The sequence below is a fragment of the Isoptericola chiayiensis genome, assembly GCF_013149805.1.
Taxonomy (GTDB): domain Bacteria; phylum Actinomycetota; class Actinomycetes; order Actinomycetales; family Cellulomonadaceae; genus Isoptericola; species Isoptericola chiayiensis.
The window spans coordinates 112,032-129,249 of the sequence record NZ_JABEZT010000003.1 but is presented as its reverse complement, the minus strand read 5'-3'; the positions used below and the strand labels follow the sequence as shown (position 1 = coordinate 129,249).

Genomic DNA, 17,218 nt, shown 5'->3' with positions numbered 1-17,218 from the left:
GCCCGTCGACGGGTTCGGCCCCGGTCGTCCGCACACCTCTGGCGGGGGCTCCACGTCCCCTTCACATCTGGCCCGCCGGTGTGAGTCAGCGCACGTGACGACGCCGGACAGTCGTGTCCCGTTGCCCAGTCGCTCGCCCAGGTCCTATTCTGCCGATGTATCGACTCGATACAACGACCTGAAACATGCCATGGGGAGGGGGTGCCGCGGTGCGGAGCCGTTCGAACGTCCTCGAGACCGCCGTGCTCGGCCTGCTGAGCTCCTCCCCCCTGCACGGGTACGAGCTGCGCAAGCGGCTCAACCTGCTCCTGGGCTCCTTCCGGGCCTTCTCCTACGGCAGCCTGTACCCCGCGCTGAAGTCGCTGGTGGCCCGCGGTCTCATCGAGACGGTGGACCCCGAGCCCGCGCCCACCGGACGGGCAGCGGGCCGCGGCGTCGCCGGCGCGACCGGACGTCCGTCGTCGGGCAGCAAACCGCTCACCGGGCGCCGCGGCCGCATCGTGTACCGGCTCACCGCCGACGGCAAGGAGCACCTGCAGACCACTCTCGCCTCCGCCGGGCCGTCGGCCTGGGAGGACGAGAGCTTCGACGTACGGTTCGCGCTGTTCGCGCAGACCGACGCCGAGACCCGCCTCCGCATCCTCGAGGGCCGGCGCACCCGGCTGACCGAGCGGCTGGAGGCCGTCCGGGAGTCCGCCTCCCGGACCCGTGAACGGCTCGACGAATACACTCTGGAGCTGCAGCGGCACGGGCTGGAGCAGGTCGAGCGCGAGGTGCGCTGGCTCGACGGCCTCATCACCACCGAGCGCGACCGCGCGAGCGGCCGTGCCCGCGACCGAAACGCCGGGGTGCACGACACCCCGGCCCCGAGAAACAAGGAGCGAGGATGACCTCCGTCCGCGTTGCCATCGTCGGTGTCGGAAACTGTGCATCGTCCCTGGTCCAGGGCGTGCACTACTACCGCGACGCCGACCCGTCAGACACCGTCCCGGGTCTCATGCACGTGCAGTTCGGCGACTACCACGTGCGCGACCTCGAGTTCGTGGCGGCGTTCGACGTCGACGCGAAGAAGGTCGGGTTCGACCTCGCCGAGGCCATCAACGCCTCGGAGAACAACACCATCAAGATCGCCGACGTGCCGCCCACGGGCGTCATGGTCCAGCGCGGACCGACCCTCGACGGGCTCGGCGACTACTACCGCGCGACCATCGACGAGGCGGCCGACGAGCCCGTCGACGTCGTGCAGGCCCTGCGGGACGCGCAGGTCGACGTCCTGGTGTCCTACCTGCCGGTGGGCTCCGAGGAGGCCGACAAGTTCTACGCCCAGTGCGCCATCGACGCCGGCGTGGCGTTCGTCAACGCGCTGCCGGTCTTCATCGCCTCCGACCCCGAGTGGGCGAAGAAGTTCGAGGACGCGGGCGTGCCGATCGTCGGCGACGACATCAAGTCGCAGGTCGGCGCGACGATCACGCACCGCGTGCTCGCCAAGCTGTTCGAGCAGCGCGGCGTGGTCCTGGACCGCACCTACCAGCTCAACGTCGGCGGCAACATGGACTTCAAGAACATGCTGCAGCGCGACCGCCTCGAGTCCAAGAAGGTCTCCAAGACCCAGGCCGTGACCTCCAACCTCACCGGCGCGCTCGCCGGGAAGAAGGAGGACCGTAACGTCCACATCGGCCCGTCGGACTACGTCGCCTGGCTCGACGACCGCAAGTGGGCCTACGTGCGCCTCGAGGGCCGCGCGTTCGGCGAGGCCCCGCTGAACCTCGAGTACAAGCTCGAGGTGTGGGACTCCCCCAACTCGGCCGGCATCATCATCGACGCCATCCGCGCAGCGAAGATCGCCAAGGACCGCGGCATCGGCGGCCCGATCCTGTCCGCGTCGACGTACTTCATGAAGTCGCCGCCGGTCCAGATGGAGGACACCCAGGGCCGCGCCAAGCTCGAGGCCTTCATCGCCGGCGACGAGGAGCGCTGACCTCCCCGAGGTAGGCAACTCGTCTGCGAGGTAGGCAAGGTCCCGCCGAGGTAGGCCCGCGGCCGACGGCGAGCGTCCGCCGCCGCGGGGACGTCGCCTACTTCGCGAGAGAGTTGCCTACTTCGCGGGAACGTTGCCTACCTCGCGGGACGCGGCCGGCGCAGCCGGCGCGGTCGGACGCGGAAGGACGGAGGACGGGTGGGAGCCCTGCACGAGACCTGGCGCGACCTGCTCGCGCTCCTCCGCCTGCAGGGTTTCCGCCGTCTCTTCGCCGTCCGGCTCGTCTCCCAGGCGGGGGACGGCATGTTCCAGGTGGGCCTGGCGTCCCTGCTGTTCTTCTCCCCCGAGCGCGCCGGCACGGCCGCCGGGGTCGCGTCGGCGTTCGCGGTGATGCTGGCCCCCTTCACGATCATCGGCCCGTTCGCCGGGGTCTTCCTGGACCGGTGGCGTCGCCGTCAGGTCCTCGCCGTCGGCAACGCCGTGCGGGTGGTCCTGGCTGGAGCGATGGCCGCGGTCATGCTGACCCTCGGCCTCGACGGGCCCGGCGAGGCGTGGGTGATCGTCCTGGGCCTCGCCGCCCTGAGCGTGAACCGCTTCCTGCTCGCTGCGCTCAGCGCCGGTCTGCCTCGCGTCGTGGACGGCCCGCTGCTGCTCACGGCCAACTCGCTGACCCCGACGCTCGGGACGGGCGCGGCGTTCCTGGGCGGCGGCGTCGGGTTCGTCGTCGGTCTGGGCCTCGCGCCCGGGCCGGTGCACGACGCCGCGGCCCTGCTGTGCGCGGCGGTCGTCTTCGGTGTGGCCGCCGCGCTGGCGCTGCGCCTCGGCCGGGACCAGCTCGGTCCCCTCCACCCCCGCCGCGGGCGCCTGGCCACGAAGATCGCCGAGGTCGCGCGCGGGCTGGTCGACGGCGCCCGCTACCTGTCGGCCCGTCGCACGCCCGGGCAGGCGCTCCTGGTCATGGCGGCGCACCGCTTCCTGTACGGCGTGGTGTTCATCGCCGCCATCCTCATCTCCCGCAACATGCTGGCCGCCCCCGGCGACACGTCGGCGGGTCTCGCGAACTTCGCGATGGTCCTCGGCGCGACGGCGGTCGGTGGTGCGTTCGCGATCGTGGCGACCCCGGTGCTCTCGCGTCGCACGGGACCGCAGGGCTGGATCGTGTGCATGCTGCTGCTGGCCGCGGTGTCCCAGCTCCTGCTGGCCACCACGCCGTCGCGCACGGTCGTCCTGGTCGGTGCCGGGTTCCTGGGGCTGGCGGCGCAGAGCGCCAAGATCGCCGTGGACACGATCGTCCAGCGGGACACGCACGACGACTACCGCGGCCGGGCCTTCGCCTTCTACGACGTGCTGTTCAACGCCGCGTTCGTCGGGGCCGCGGTCCTGGCCGCCTGGGCGGTGCCCGACGACGGCTGGTCGCGTGGCCTGTTCGCCACGCTGGCGCTGGCCTACCTGGCGGTCGCGGCCTGGCTCTGGTTCCGCGGCGACCGGCAACCCGCCGAGGTCCCGCGCCGCGCGGCGCCGTCGACGCATCCCTGACCAGGGACGCCGACGCGCGCGTGGACAGCGCGGTCCGGGCATCGGATGATGGGCGCCAAGCGGTCGGTCGATCATCGACGGCGAGAAGGACGAGAGGCAGAACATGAGCAACCCCACGTCGCAGGCCACGGAGCAGGCCGCGGGCACGGCCCTGGCGGCGGCCGCGCTGGCCGACGTGGACGACCCGATCGAGATCGCGACCGGCGGAGCAGTGCTCATGGTCGACGCCGCGACCGACCGCGTGGTGGACGCCAACCCCGTGGCCGGACGCATGAGCGGCGGCACGGACCTGCCGGCGTCGCTGGACTCGTGGTGCGCCGCGGCGGGCCTGACCACCGGGGTCGACGAGGTCTCGGCCGCCGAGGCGATCCGCGGCACCCTGGACGGGGGCGGGGGCACCGCGCTGCTCTCGCGACGGCCCGGCCGGCCCGAGTCGCTCTGGGCCGTCGGCGTCCCGCTGGAGGGCGCCCCGGACGGCCTCGACGACCGCGTCCTCGTGGCTCTCCTGCCGGGGACGGGCCTGCGCGAGACCGCGACGACGGCGTCCCCCCTCGACGGCCTGCAGATGCGGGCGGCCGTGGCCAGCCACCTCAGCTTCACGATCTCCGACCCGAGCCAGCCCGACAACCCGCTGATCTGGGTGAACCCGGCGTTCTGCGAGGTCACCGGGTACTCGACGGAGGAGGTCCTGGGCTACAACTGCCGGTTCCTCCAGGGTGAGGGCACGGACCCGGCGGCCGTCCAGCGGATCCGCGCCGCGCTGGCCGAGGGCAGCACGGTGGGCACGACGCTGCTCAACTACCGCAAGGACGGCACGCCGTTCTGGAACCAGGTGGTGATCTCGCCGGTGCTGGGCGAGGACGGCGAGGTCACCCATCACGTCGGCATCCAGACCGACGTGACCGACCGCGTGCACGCCGACCGGCGCCGCGCCAGCGAGCTGGACGAGGCGCACCGCGAGAAGGACGAGGCGCACCGCGAGAAGAACCGCCTGGGCCTGCTGGCGCAGATCACGCAGTCCCTGGTGGACCTCTTCGACGAGGAGGCCGGCGCGGCGGTGCTTCCGGAGCTCGTGGCACCGCACTTCGGGTCCTGGTGCGCCGTCGTCGTCGTGGACGAGCGCGACCGCCCCCGGCTCGTGCACGTCGCGTCGCGCGACCTCGACCGGGCCGACGACGTCGCCCTGCTGGAGGCGTCCCAGCGCTGGGCCCTGGAGTCCCCCGCGATCCACCGGGTCCTGTCCGCCGAACCGTCCTACGTGGCCGAGCCGTTCCCCGTGGACGTCGACTCGCTGCCGGACCGGACCGACCCCCGCGAGCTCGCTGCGCTGGAGCGCCTGGGACTGGGCTCGGCGATCGTGGTCCCGCTGCGCGGCCGCGACCACACGATCGGCGTGCTCGTCGTCATCAGCGAGGACCCCCCGGAGAGCTTCAGCGCCGACGACGTGCGCGACATCGTCGCGCTCGGCGCGCGCGGCGGCCTGGCGCTGGACAACGCCCGCCTCTACCGCCGGGAGCACCACACGGCGCTGACACTGCAGCACAGCATGCTCCCGGAGATCGTCGAGGCCCCCGGCCTGGACTGCGCCGCGCTGTACGAGCCGGCGTCGGCCGGGGCGGATGTGGGCGGCGACTGGTACGACGTCGTCCCGCTGCCCTCGGGCCGGGTCGCCGTGTCGGTGGGCGACGTCGTCGGGCACGACGTGCGTGCCGCCGCCTCGATGGGGCAGCTGCGGTCGGTGCTGCGTTCCGAGGCGTGGTCGGGACGGTCCGCCGCCGCCGTCGTCTCCGGCATGGACGAGCTGGTCCGTGGGCTCGCCATGGCCGACATGGCCACGTGCGTCTTCGCGCTCATCGACCCGGCCGACGACGACGGCGTCCGGCGCGTCACGTACACCCGCTGCGGCCACCCGGCACCGTTGCTGCTGCGGGCCGACGGGGAGGTCGAGCTGCTCGAGGAGGCGTTGACCACCCCGATCGGCGCACCCACGGTCAGCCCGCAGGTCCCCGAGGCGACGACCGAGCTGCGCCCGGGCGACCTGCTGGTGCTGTTCACCGACGGTCTGGTCGAGCGCCGTGACCGGTCGCTGCGCGACCAGCTCGCGAATCTGCACACCTGCGCCGCCGAGATGGCGACCGGGCTGGACGCCGCGGCGGCCCGCGACACCATCGTCGAGGCGTGCGCGGACGGCGAGCGGGAGGACGACACCTGCATCCTCGTGGTCCGCAACGCCTCGGCGCCGACCGATGAGTCGGAGACCTAAAACAGGTCGCTCCAGGCACGGGAATAGCGCAGGCTGGGAAGACCTTGAGTTGACGGGTCAGTCCGTGCGCAGCGCCGCCCGCGGTCGACGACATTTCGATGCGAACCACGTGGAGGGGTCATGTCCGCACGCACCACCGAGGCTCCGCCCGGCGGCACCACCGACGGGACGGTTCCCGGCCGCGACCGCGACCGGCTCTCGCGCGAGCACCTCGGCGTCATCGCCCTGCTGATGGTGTCGGCGTTCATCGTCATCCTCAACGAGACGACGATGGGCGTGGCCCTGCCGGCCGTCATGGACGAGTTCGACATCGAGGCCTCCGCCGGTCAGTGGCTCACCACGGCGTTCCTGCTGACGATGGCCGTCGTCATCCCGACCACGGGCTGGCTGTTGCAGCGGTTCGGGACCCGGGTGGCGTTCGTGCTCGGCATGTCCCTGTTCACCACGGGCACGCTGCTCGCCGGGCTCGCGCCCGTGTTCGGGCTGCTCGTGGCGGCTCGCGTCGTGCAGGCGTCCGGGACGGCGATCATGCTGCCGCTGCTGATGACCACCGTCATGACGATCGTGCCGCCGCACCACCGCGGCCGCGTCATGGGCAACGTGTCCCTGGTGATCGCCGTCGCCCCGGCGCTGGGCCCGACGATGTCCGGCGCGGTCGTCAACGCGCTCGGCTGGCGCGAGGTCTTCTGGGTGATGCTGCCCATCGCCGTGACCGGCCTGGTCATCGGCCTCTTCCTGGTCCGTGACGTCGCCGAGCGGGCCCGCAAGCACCTCGACGCCGTGTCGGTCGTGCTGTCGGGCTTCGCGTTCGGCGGTCTGGTCTACGGGCTCTCTGCCCTGGGCGAGGCCGCCCGGCACGCGCCGCCGGTGCCCCCGGTGCTGCCGATCGTGGGCGGACTGGTCTTCCTGGCGCTGTTCGTGTGGCGTCAGCTGCGCCTGCAGCGCACCGACGACGCCCTGCTGGACCTGCGGGTCTTCCGGGCGCCCGGTTTCGCGACCGGGCTGGGCGTGCTGGTGGTGGCGATGATCGCCATGTTCGGCATGATCATCGGTCTGCCGCTGGTGCTGCAGGAGGCCATCGGTCTCGCGCCGCTGGCGGCCGGCCTGGTGATGCTGCCCGGCGGTCTGATCATGGGACTGCTCGGCCCGGTGGTCGGCCGTCTCTACGACCGGGTCGGCCCGCGCCCGCTGGTGCTGCCCGGGGTGTCGGCCGTGGCGGTGGCCATGGTCCTGTTCGCGACGCTGAGCCCGTCGTCGCCCATCTGGTGGGTGATGACCGGGCACGTCGTGCTGAGCCTCGGGCTGGCCTTCGTGTTCACGCCGACGCTGACCTCGGCGCTCGGCGGGCTCGCACCGCGGCTCTACTCGCACGGTTCGGCCACGATCACGACGCTCCAGCAGCTCGCCGGTGCGGCGGGGACGGCGATGTTCGTCGCGCTGCTGACCATCCGGTCGGTGGCGCTGGTGGACGACGGCGTGGGCGAGGCCGCGGCGACGGCCGGCGGCGCGCAGCTCGCCTTCGGGGTGGCCGCCGTCGTCATGGTGGGTGCGGTCCTGCTGGCCACGCGGCTGCGCCGGGCGGACTCGACGGCCGAGGCCCCCGCGCACTGAGCACGCCTACCTCGCGGTCCGTCGGGTCGCGAGGTAGGCGCGATCCCCGCGAGGTAGGAATCCTGGGCGCGCGCCGGCTCAGGCCTGGCGGGCCTCCCACCAGGCCTCGAGCTCGGCACGGGCCCGCTCCTCCCCGAGCGGTCCGTGCTCCATGCGCAGCGCCAGCAGGTGCTGGTAGGCGGCGCCGACGTCGCGCCCCGGCGAGATGCCGAGGATCGCCATGATCTGCGTCCCGTCGAGGTCGGGTCGGATCGCGTCGAGCTCCTCCTTCTCCTGGAGCTCGGCGATGCGGCGCTCGAGGTCGTCGTACGCCTCGGACAGCCGCCGCGCCTTGCGGCGGTTGCGGGTCGTGCAGTCGGCCCGCGTCAGCCGGTGGAGCCGCTCGAGCAGGGGGCCGGCGTCGGTGACGTACCGCCGCACGGCGGAGTCGGTCCAGGCGCCGTCGCCGTAGCCGTGGAACCGCAGGTGCAGCTCCACGAGCCGGGCGACGTCCTTGACCACCTGCTTCTCGTACTTCAGCGCACGCAGGCGCTTAGCCACCATCTTGGCGCCGACCACCTCGTGGTGGTGGAAGCTGACGCCGCCGCCGGGTTCGAACCGTCGTGTGGCGGGCTTGCCGATGTCGTGCAGCAGCGCCGCGAGCCGCAGCACCAGGTCGGGTGCCGGCACGGCGCCGTCGGCCCCGGTCTCCTGGGCGATCGCCTGGTCGAGCACGATGAGCGAGTGCTCGTAGACGTCCTTGTGCCGGTGGTGCTCGTCGATCTCGAGGCGCAGCGCGGGCAGCTCGGGCAGCACCTGGTCGGCCAGTCCCGACTCGACCAGCACCTCGAGCCCGGCCCGCGGCTGGTCGGCGCACAGCAGCTTGGACAGCTCGGCCTGCACGCGCTCGGCGGAGACGATGGCGAGGCGCGGCGCCATCGCCTCGATCGCGGCCCGGGTGGCCGGTTCGACGGCGAACCCCAGCCGGGCGGCGAACCGGGCGGCGCGCAGCATCCGCAGCGGGTCGTCGTCGAACGACCGCTCGGGGGCGATCGGGGTGCGCAGCACGCCGTCGGCCAGGTCGCTCAGCCCGCCGAACGGGTCGACGAACGTCAGGTCGGGCAGGCGGACGGCCATCGCGTTGACGGTGAAGTCGCGGCGCGAGAGGTCGCCGTCGAGGGTGTCGCCGAAAGCCACGACCGGCTTGCGCGACTCCGGGTCGTACTCGTCGGACCGGTACGTGGTGACCTCGACGACGACGTCGCCCGCCCCGGATCCGGTACGGCCGCCCGGCCCGTAGCGGCGCGCCCCGATGGTCCCGAACTCCTTGCCGATGTCCCAGTGGGCGTCACCCCAGCGCGCCAGGAGCCGCTGCGTCTCGTCCGGGGTCGCCGACGTCGCGAAGTCGAGGTCCTCGCTCGCCCGCCCCAGGAACGCGTCCCGCACCGGGCCGCCCACCAGCGCGAGCTCGTGCCCGGCGGCCGCGAAGACCTCGCCGAGCTCGACGGCGGCCGGGGCCATCTCGGTCAGGACGCTCAGCGCACGCCGCAGGAGGGCGGCGGGGGCGGGGGGCTCAGGTGTCGACACGGCGTCCTATCCTCCCAGATCGCCGGGTCCGGTGCGCACCGGACCCGGCCGCCCACCGACCGGGCACCCACCCCGCACCCGCCGCGCACCCGCCCTGCACCGCTCGCGGCGGCGTCCTGGCCACCGGGTGAACTCGGTAGGGTGGCCCCATGTCATCAGCGGCACCGGCGCCAGGCGCTCCCGACGGGCGCCCTCCCGTGCCGGTGCCCGTCCCGCCCGGCGGTCATCCCCTGCGGGTCGACCCCGCACGTGTGCACGGTGGTGCCGTCGCGTCCGCGGGCGGGCCGGGCCATGCGACGACGGCCCACCTGCCGGTGGTCGACGAGACCTCGGCCGGCGGACTGGTGGTGCAGCCTCACCGCACCGGACCGCAGGCTGCCGTCATCCTGCGCCGCAACCGGGCCGGGCGCCTCGAGATGTGCCTGCCGAAGGGGCACCTGGAGGGCCGCGAGACCCCCGAGGAGGCGGCCGTCCGCGAGATCCGGGAGGAGACCGGCATCAGCGGCACGGTCCGGTCCGCGCTGGGCGTGATCGACTACTGGTTCAGCGGCGAGGACCGCCGGGTGCACAAGGTGGTGCACCACTTCCTGCTCCGCGCCGACGGCGGCGTCATCACCGCGGCCGGCGATCCGGACGGCGAGGCCGAGGACGCCCGCTGGGTACCGCTCGCGGAGCTGACGCAGCGGCTGGCCTACCCGAACGAGCAGCGGCTCGCGGGCGCCGCACTGCAGGTGCTGGTGCGCACGCCGGACCTCGTCGAGTGACCCGGACCGCCCCCTCCCGCGGCGCGGGGGACCTTCGCAGCGCGCTGGCCGTCCTGGTCGGCACGCTGCTGGCGTGCCTCGTGCTGGTCGGGACCCCGCAGCCCGCCGTGGCGCACGAGTCCGTCACGCTCACCCTCGTGACGCAGTCACCCACGGTGGTGGGTCCGCAGGACACGCAGGAGGTCACGGTCCGGATCGACAACGCCGGCGAGGAACCGCTGACGGACGTCCAGGCGGATCTGGGGGTGGGGTGGCGCCCTCTGAGCACCCGCAGCGAGATCGCGGCGTGGGCCGACGACGGCTCGGACCTGACGAACACGAGCCAGGCACGCGAGAGCGTGGACCGCATCCCTCCCGGCGGGAGCGCCGAGGTGGAGCTCTCGCTGGACGTCGCCGCGCTGCGCCTCGGTGACGACGCCTTCTGGGGGCCGCGCTCGCTGTCGGTGGAGGTCACCTCCGGGGGCGAGACGCTCGACGTGCTGCACTCGTTCCTGATGTACGACCCGGACGGCGGCACGGACCGCGCCGGCAGCTCCGCGCCGGACCCGCTCCGCCTCGCCCTCGTCGCGCCGGTGACCGGCCCGGCCCCCGACCCCGCCGACGAGGCGCGGTACGCGGAGGCCGTCGTCGCCGGGACGGCCGAGGGTGGCGCGCTCGAACGGCTGCTGGACGCCGCGACGGAGGGGTCGGCGGCACTCTCCCTGGCGGTGGACCCGGCGGTGGTCGCCGCGGCCGGCGGCTCGGGCGACCCGGAGGCCGCGGCCTGGGACCGCCGTCTGCGCGGGGCGGACGACGTCGTCCTGCTGCCGCCGTACGACACGGACCTGGCGGCGCTGGCGCACGCGGGCGCGGGTTCCGCCGCGGTCGCCGCGGCGACGGACCCGGCCACTCTCCTGCCGGGGGCCGCCGCCCTGCCGACGGCGTGGGACACCACGGTCGCCTGGCCGCAGGGCGTCGTCGACCAGGCCACGCTCGCCGTCACGGGTGCCGCGGACGCCGGGTACGCCCTGGTGGCGGAGGGGGTCACGGAGGTGCCCGGTGCCGTGCCCGCCGCCCGCGACACGGTGTCGACCACGGCCGGCGACGTGCCCGTCGTGGTTGCCGACGACGTGCTGTCCGACCTGGTCGCTGCCGGTAGCGAGGGCAGCGGTACATCTGGTTCGACGCTCGATGTACAACGTCTCCTGGCCGAGACCGCCGTGCTCGCCGGCACCGCGGCCGACGCCGGGACCACCGGGACCGCGGTGGCAGCGCTGCCGCGCGGATGGAGCCCGGACGTCGACGCGTTCGAGTCGCTCGTCACGGCCCTGGACTCCACGGGATGGGTCGAGACAGCCGGGCTCGGCGAGGTGCTCGCCGCGGAGCCGCAGCCCGGCACGCACACCGAGCCGGAGGGCACCGTCGTCGACGACGCCGAGCTCGCCCCCGACGACGTGCGCCGGCTCCTGCGCGCCGGGCAGGCCGTCGAGGAGTTCGCGTCGGTCGCGGCCGACCCCGCCGAGCTCACCGGTCCGGTGGGCCGTGACCTCGTCTCGCCGCTGGCCCTGGCCTACCGGGACGCCCCGCAGGCCCGGGACGCCGCCACCCGCCTCGCCCTGACCCGTGCCGACCAGGTCCGCACCGGGGTCAGCGTGGGCCAGCGCGGCGACGTGACCCTCATCAGCGACTCCGGAGCCCTGCCCGTCCGCGTCCGCAACGACCTCCCGGTGGACGCGACCGTCACGGTCTCCCTGACCCCCTCCGACCCGCGCGTCGTCGTCGAGACCTCACCGACCGTCGTCGTCCCCGCCGGGGAGTCCCGCGACGCCCAGGTGCGCGTGCGGGCCATCGGTTCCGGCGACGTCGACCTCGCCGTCGAGGTCCTCGCCCCGAGCGGCGTCCCCGTGGCCGAGCCCACGAGCTTCGCCGTCCGGGTCCGCGCCGGCTGGGAGACCGTCGGCACCGCGGTGATCGCCGTCGCCGTCGCGCTGCTGTTCCTCGGGGGCATCTGGCGCACCATCCGCCGCGGCCGGTCCGACAGCCGCACCACCGGCACCGAGGTCGCCGAGTCCGTCACCCCCGCCGGTGACGGACCGCCCCTGACGGACACCACCCAGGACGTGGAGGACGCCCCCCGATGACCGACCGCCCGCAGCCCGAGCCCGACCCCGAGGACGTCCCGTCCGAGGGGGTGCGCCGGTCGAGCCTCGGCCGCAGCTCGCTGATCATGTCGCTGGGGACCACGGCGTCGCGCGCCTCCGGGCTGGTCCGCACCATGCTGCTGGTCGCCTGCGTCGGCACCGTGGGGACCGTGGCCGACGCGTTCGACATCGCCAACAAGCTGCCCAACATGCTGTTCGCCCTCATCTCGGCAGGGTTCCTGCAGTCCGTGCTGGTGCCCCAGATCATGAAGGCGATGGACGCGCCCAACGCGCGGGAGCGGCTCGACAAGCTGCTGACCATCTCGGGCCTGGGGCTGCTGTCCGGCACCATCGTGCTCGTCGCGGCCGCGCCCGTCGTCGTGCAGCTCATGACGCTGTCGGACGCCTGGACGCCCGAGGCGCGAGGGCTCGCCACGGTCTTCGCCTACTGGTGCCTGCCCCAGCTGTTCTTCTACGGGCTGTACACGCTGCTCGGGCAGGTGCTGGCCGCCCACGGCCGGTTCGCGGCCTACGGCTGGGCGCCGGTGGCGAACAACATCGTCTCGCTGCTCGGGTTCGGGGCGTTCCTCCTCGCCTTCGGGCGGGCACCCTCCGGCGGGCTCGACGACGTCACGGCCTGGACCACCGGCCAGACGCTGCTGCTGGCCGGGACCGCGACGGCCGGCATCGTCGCGCAGGCGCTGCTGCTGATCCCGGCGCTGCGCCGCTCCGGCTTCCGGTGGGGCTTCCGCCTGGGCGTGCGCGGCATCGGCATGCGGTCGGCCGGCAAGGTCGTCGGCTGGACGCTCGGCGCCGTCGTGCTCGAGCAGCTCGGCGTCATCTACCTCACCAACATCCTCGGCGCCGCCGGCCAGGTCGCCGCCGACACCGGCGAGGTCGCGGCCGGCAACGCCGCCTACACCAACGCCATGACCATCTACCTGCTGCCGCACTCCCTGGTCGTGGTCTCCATCGTCACGGTCCTGTTCCCCCGGATGAGCGCCGCGGTGAATGCCGGCGACCTGCCCGGCGTGCGCCGCGACATGTCCCTCGGCATGCGCTCGGCCGGGGTGTTCTCCGTGTTCTCCGCGGCGGCACTGATCGTGCTCGCCTTCCCGTTGACGCGCACGCTCGTGCCCACCGCCACCGAGGCCGACGTCGACGCCGTCGCCCCGATCCTGCGCGCGATGGCGATCGGTACCGTCGCGCTCGGGGCGACCGTCCTGGTGCGCCGCATGTACTTCGCGTTCGAGGACGGCCGGTCGGTCTTCGTGATCCAGGTCGTCGCGACGGTCGCGATGGTGGTCGCGCTGTGGATCGCCGTCCAGACCCTGCCCGTCACCGCGTGGGCGGTCGCCGCGGGCGGCGCCTTCGCCCTGTCGACGTGGATCTCCCTGCTGCTGCGGGTGCGGGGCATGAACCGCAAGCTCCACGGCATGGACGGGCGGCGCATCCTGTCGCTGTACGGCCGCGCCGGGCTGTCCGCGCTCGTCGCCGGCGGACTGGCGGCCTGGATCGTGCACCTGATGGGTACCTCGCCGGCGGACTCGTGGCCCGAGGCGCTCCTCGTCACCGCCGTGGCCGGGACCGTCATGGCCGGCGTCTACGTGCTCGGCCTGAAGCTGTTGCGGGTCCGCGAGCTCGACGACGCCCTCGCTCCGCTAGTCCGCCGCCTGCGGAGGTCCGGCTCATGACCCTGCCCGCCCACTACCATGGACCGATGGAACGGACAGTCGGCTCACCCCGCCGGACTTCCACCGCCGACCACACCACCACGGAGGCCTCCAGGTGAGCAACGTCCAGCCCGGGACCGTCATGGTCGACCGTTACCGGCTGACCGGGTCCGCCGCCACCGACCTGGCGGCCGCGCACGCCTGGGAGGCCCACGACCAGATCCTCGACCGGCCGGTCCGGGTGACGTTCGTCGAGGGGCCCCACGCCGCCGCCGCGCTCGACGCCGCCCGCCGGGCCGCGCTCGTCGCCGACCCGCGCCTGTGCCGGGTGCTCGACGTCGGCACCACCGACCTCGGTGACGGCGAGACGTCCTACGTCATCACCGAGCCCTACACCGGCGAGACCCTCACGCAGATCATCTCCCGCGGCCTGGTGGACGCCCAGCAGGCCCGCGCCCTCATGGGCGAGGCCGCGACCGCCCTCGCCGCCGCCCACCAGCGCGGCGTGCACCACCTGGCGCTGCGGCCCGAGGCCGTGCGCGTCGACGGGCACCGGGTGGTGGTCACCGGTCTCGGGGTCGACGCCGGGGTGGCCGGCCTCGAGGTCCCCGGCCGGCAGGGCGCGGCCACCGACGCCCGCGGGCTCGTCGCCCTGGGGTACTACGCGCTCACCGCCCGCTGGGCCGGCGACCCCCTGGAGGTCGACTGGATCACCCCGGACGCGGTGCGCCCGCTGCCCGCCCAGACCGGACCCGACGGCGTCGTCCCCGTGTCCGAGCTGGTGCCGCACGTCGACGAGCAGGTCGACCAGCTGGTGCGGCGCACGTTCTCCGGCGGGGAGGACGCCCCGGACGGCCCGGACGACGTCGTCGCGGCGCTCGAGCCGTGGGGCGCCGTGTCCGTCATGGGGGCGCTGCCCGAGTTCGTCCAGCCGACGGCGGAGCGTCCGGTCCGGTCCTCGGTGCTCGGCGCCGGCTCCCCCGCCGGTGGTGGGTCCCGACCCGGCACCCCGCCGCCCGCACCGCCGGTGCGCCGTCCGTCCACCGGTCGGATCGCTCGGGCCGGAGCGGTCGGTGCCGCCGCCGGTGCGGGCGCCGCGTGGGCCGGTCAGCAGGCCGCCTCGCCGGCCCCCGCACAGCAGACGGCCGCGTACGGCCAGGCCCCGGCGCCCGCAGGACAGGTCCCGCCGGGGCAGGTCCCGCCGCCCCCCGGTGGGCAGGCTGCGGGCTACGCGCAGCCCGGAACGCCCCAGGTCGCTCCGGGTGGTCCCCAGGCCGGGTACGCCCCGCCGGGCTACGCTCCGGCGGGCTACGCGCAGCCTGGCTACGCCCAGCCCGGGTACGACCAGGCCGGCTACACCGCAGCGGGGGCCCAGGGTTCGCCCCCGTCGTCGGGCAGCCCGTCCACGGGCGGGTTCGCCTCGACGCCGTCGCCCAAGCGGCGAGGTGTGAACCCGACGCCGATCGTCCTGGGACTGCTGCTCGTCGTCGTCGTGCTCGGCGCCCTGTGGGCGATGGGCCAGGCGTTCTCGCCGTTCGACGACTCGCCGCCGCCCGGTGCGGAGGCGTCGCAGTCCCCGACCACCGAGGCCGAGGGGTCCGGCGAGGAGGGCGACGGCTCGGCCGCTCCCGAGGAGGAGCCGACCGAGACCGAGGAGCCCGAGGTCCGCCCCATCATCGACTCCGGGAACCAGCTCGACCCGTACAGCGACGGCGAGCACCCCGAGGCGGTCGAGCTCGCGTACGACTCCGACCCCTCGACGTTCTGGTACACCCGGACCTACTACAACAATCCCGCCTGGGGCGGGTTCAAGAGCGGTGCCGGGTACCACGTGACGCTGCGCGAACCGGCACCGGTGTCCGCGGTCGACCTCGACACCAACAGCTCGGGCGGGACCTGGCAGCTCCGCCAGACCACCGCCGACGACCCGGAGGGGGGCGAGGTGCTCGCCGAGGGCTCGTTCTCCGAGGACACGTCGATCGAGCTCGACGAGGCGGTGATCCTCGACGAGTTCGTCCTGTGGATCACCGAGCTGCCGCAGACCGACGGCGAGAACCGCCTCGAGCTCAACGAGATCACGCTGTCCTGACCCTCCGGAACAGGCGCGGGGGTCGCGGTGTTGTCTCCTCGTGCCGGCCCCACCGGCCCGAACCGACCTGCAGGAGAGACCCTTGACCGACCAGCCGACCACGTCAGCCCCGGAACCCACGGTCCACGACATCGTCATCGTCGGCTCCGGACCCGCCGGCTACACCGCCGCCATCTACGCGGCCCGCGCCGGGCTCGCCCCCGTCGTGATCGCCGGGTCGGTCACGGCCGGCGGTGCCCTGATGAACACCACCGAGGTCGAGAACTTCCCCGGGTTCCCGCCGGGCATCCAGGGTCCCGAGCTCATGGAGTCCATGCAGAAGCAGGCCGAGAAGTTCGGCGCCACCGTCCTGTGGGACGACGCCGAGAGCCTCGCCCTGGACGGTGACGTCAAGGAGATCGTCACCGGCGGGGGCGAGACGTTCCGGACCCGTGCCGTCATCCTGGCGACCGGCTCCGCCTACCGCGAGCTCGGTCTGCCCGAGGAGAAGCAGCTCTCCGGCCGCGGCGTCTCCTGGTGCGCCACCTGCGACGGCTTCTTCTTCCGCGACCAGCACATCGCCGTCGTCGGCGGTGGCGACTCCGCGATGGAGGAGGCGACCTTCCTGACCCGGTTCGCCGCAAAGGTCACGATCGTCCACCGCCGTGACGCCCTGCGCGCGTCAAAGATCATGGCTGACCGTGCGCTGTCCGACCCGAAGATCGACTTCGCGTGGAACAGCGAGGTCGTCGGGATCTCCGGGGAGGACAAGGTCTCCGGCCTGCGGCTGCGCGACACCGTGACGGGCGAGGAGCGCGACCTCGACGTGACCGGCCTGTTCGTCGCCATCGGTCACGACCCCCGCAGCGAGCTGCTGCGCGGACAGGTCGACCTGGACGACGAGGGCTACGTCCTCGCCGAGGGGCGTTCCACCCGCACCAACCTGTCCGGCGTGTTCGCCTGCGGCGACCTCGTCGACCACACCTACCGCCAGGCCATCACGGCCGCCGGGTCCGGGTGCGCGGCCGCGCTCGACGCGCAGGCGTACCTCGCGGACCTCGCCGACATGGACGAGGTCGACCCGGAGGACCTGCCCGCGGCGCTCGACGAGGTCGACGCCTCCGGCGAGCCCGTCACGGCCGGCTGACCCTCACCACTCTGCGACAAGGAGCACCCATGCCCACCTCCGCCGTCACCGACGACACCTTCAAGACCGAGGTCCTCGAGTCCGACGTCCCCGTCCTGGTCGACTTCTGGGCGACCTGGTGCGGCCCGTGCCGCCAGGTCGCGCCGATCCTCGAGGAGCTCTCGGACGAGTACGAGGGCAAGGTGAAGATCGTCAAGCTCGACACCGACGCCAACCAGGCCACCACGATGGCCTACGGGATCACGTCGATCCCCACGCTCAACGTCTACTCCGGCGGTGAGGTCGTCAAGTCCATCATCGGCGCGCGACCCAAGCGCGCGCTGGCCGAGGAGATCGACGGCGTCCTCGCCTCCTGACGCCCCCCGCGTCCCGGCCCGACGGCGGCCGCACCGGTTCCCCGACCGGTGCGGCCGCCGTCGGCGTTCCGGCTGTTCCGGGTGCCGTGGCCGCCCCGGACGCACGCCCGACGTGCACCGGACCTCCACGGGTGGC

At 73.8% G+C, this 17,218-nt stretch carries 12 protein-coding genes; 11 read left to right on the top strand and 1 reads right to left on the bottom strand.

Annotated features, from left to right (window positions below):
* Nucleotides 1-209: 209 nt before the first annotated feature.
* The 5 genes from HDG68_RS06800 (at nucleotide 210) to HDG68_RS06780 (ending at nucleotide 7,388) form a co-directional block, all read left to right on the top strand.
* The gene (locus HDG68_RS06800) at nucleotides 210-890 is read left to right on the top strand and encodes a helix-turn-helix transcriptional regulator (protein ID WP_172150537.1); all 681 of its coding nucleotides are present in this window, start codon (nucleotides 210-212) and stop codon (nucleotides 888-890) included.
* Nucleotides 887-1,978: an inositol-3-phosphate synthase gene (locus tag HDG68_RS06795; protein WP_172150536.1), complete on the top strand. Its 1,092-nt coding sequence runs from the start codon at nucleotides 887-889 to the stop codon at nucleotides 1,976-1,978. The genes HDG68_RS06800 and HDG68_RS06795 overlap by 4 nt, the downstream gene beginning before the upstream one ends.
* Before the next feature lie 198 nt (nucleotides 1,979-2,176).
* The gene (locus HDG68_RS06790) at nucleotides 2,177-3,514 is read left to right on the top strand and encodes an MFS transporter (RefSeq protein WP_343037463.1); all 1,338 of its coding nucleotides are present in this window, start codon (nucleotides 2,177-2,179) and stop codon (nucleotides 3,512-3,514) included.
* Nucleotides 3,515-3,617: 103 nt separating this feature from the next.
* A complete protein-coding gene (locus tag HDG68_RS06785) occupies nucleotides 3,618-5,777 on the top strand; it encodes a SpoIIE family protein phosphatase (RefSeq protein ID WP_246253692.1) in 2,160 nt (719 codons plus the stop codon).
* Nucleotides 5,778-5,897: 120 nt separating this feature from the next.
* Nucleotides 5,898-7,388, top strand: coding sequence for a DHA2 family efflux MFS transporter permease subunit (locus tag HDG68_RS06780; protein WP_172150535.1), 1,491 nt, complete (start codon nucleotides 5,898-5,900; stop codon nucleotides 7,386-7,388).
* A gap of 78 nt (nucleotides 7,389-7,466) precedes the next feature.
* Here HDG68_RS06780 and HDG68_RS06775 read toward each other — a convergent pair whose 3' ends face one another.
* Entirely contained in the window at nucleotides 7,467-8,954 is a 1,488-nt protein-coding gene (locus HDG68_RS06775) for a CCA tRNA nucleotidyltransferase (protein WP_172150534.1), read from the bottom strand.
* A 149-nt stretch (nucleotides 8,955-9,103) separates the two neighbouring features.
* Between HDG68_RS06775 and HDG68_RS06770 the strand changes: the two genes are divergently transcribed.
* From HDG68_RS06770 to trxA, 6 genes are all read left to right on the top strand, one after another.
* A complete protein-coding gene (locus tag HDG68_RS06770) occupies nucleotides 9,104-9,718 on the top strand; it encodes an NUDIX hydrolase (RefSeq protein ID WP_172150532.1) in 615 nt (204 codons plus the stop codon).
* Nucleotides 9,715-11,838 (top strand): DUF6049 family protein, encoded by a 2,124-nt coding sequence (locus tag HDG68_RS06765; RefSeq protein ID WP_172150530.1) that lies wholly within the window; start codon nucleotides 9,715-9,717, stop codon nucleotides 11,836-11,838. Before HDG68_RS06770 ends, HDG68_RS06765 begins: the two co-directional genes overlap by 4 nt.
* Nucleotides 11,835-13,532, top strand: a complete 1,698-nt coding sequence (murJ, locus tag HDG68_RS06760) for a murein biosynthesis integral membrane protein MurJ (protein WP_172150528.1) — start codon at nucleotides 11,835-11,837, stop codon at nucleotides 13,530-13,532. The genes HDG68_RS06765 and murJ overlap by 4 nt, the downstream gene beginning before the upstream one ends.
* 94 nt (nucleotides 13,533-13,626) lie before the next feature.
* Nucleotides 13,627-15,600, top strand: a complete 1,974-nt coding sequence (locus HDG68_RS06755; protein ID WP_172150526.1) for a protein kinase family protein — start codon at nucleotides 13,627-13,629, stop codon at nucleotides 15,598-15,600.
* Nucleotides 15,601-15,682: 82 nt separating this feature from the next.
* Nucleotides 15,683-16,726 carry a thioredoxin-disulfide reductase gene (gene trxB / locus HDG68_RS06750; protein ID WP_172150524.1) on the top strand — a complete coding sequence of 348 codons (1,044 nt, stop codon included), beginning with the start codon at nucleotides 15,683-15,685 and terminating at the stop codon, nucleotides 16,724-16,726.
* Between the two features lie 29 nt (nucleotides 16,727-16,755).
* On the top strand, nucleotides 16,756-17,082 hold the full coding sequence (gene trxA, locus HDG68_RS06745) for a thioredoxin (protein ID WP_172150522.1): 327 nt from the start codon (nucleotides 16,756-16,758) through the stop codon (nucleotides 17,080-17,082).
* Nucleotides 17,083-17,218: the final 136 nt, after the last annotated feature.

Bases quoted from the DNA above. Each gene is read 5' to 3' on its own strand.
- HDG68_RS06795 (WP_172150536.1), top strand. From the start codon at position 887: ATGACCTCCGTCCGCGTTGCCATCGTCGGTGTCGGAAACTGTGCATCG.
- trxA (WP_172150522.1), top strand. From the start codon at position 16,756: ATGCCCACCTCCGCCGTCACCGACGACACCTTCAAGACCGAGGTCCTC.
- HDG68_RS06770 (WP_172150532.1), top strand. From the start codon at position 9,104: ATGTCATCAGCGGCACCGGCGCCAGGCGCTCCCGACGGGCGCCCTCCC.
- HDG68_RS06780 (WP_172150535.1), top strand. From the start codon at position 5,898: ATGTCCGCACGCACCACCGAGGCTCCGCCCGGCGGCACCACCGACGGG.
- HDG68_RS06785 (WP_246253692.1), top strand. From the start codon at position 3,618: ATGAGCAACCCCACGTCGCAGGCCACGGAGCAGGCCGCGGGCACGGCC.
- murJ (WP_172150528.1), top strand. From the start codon at position 11,835: ATGACCGACCGCCCGCAGCCCGAGCCCGACCCCGAGGACGTCCCGTCC.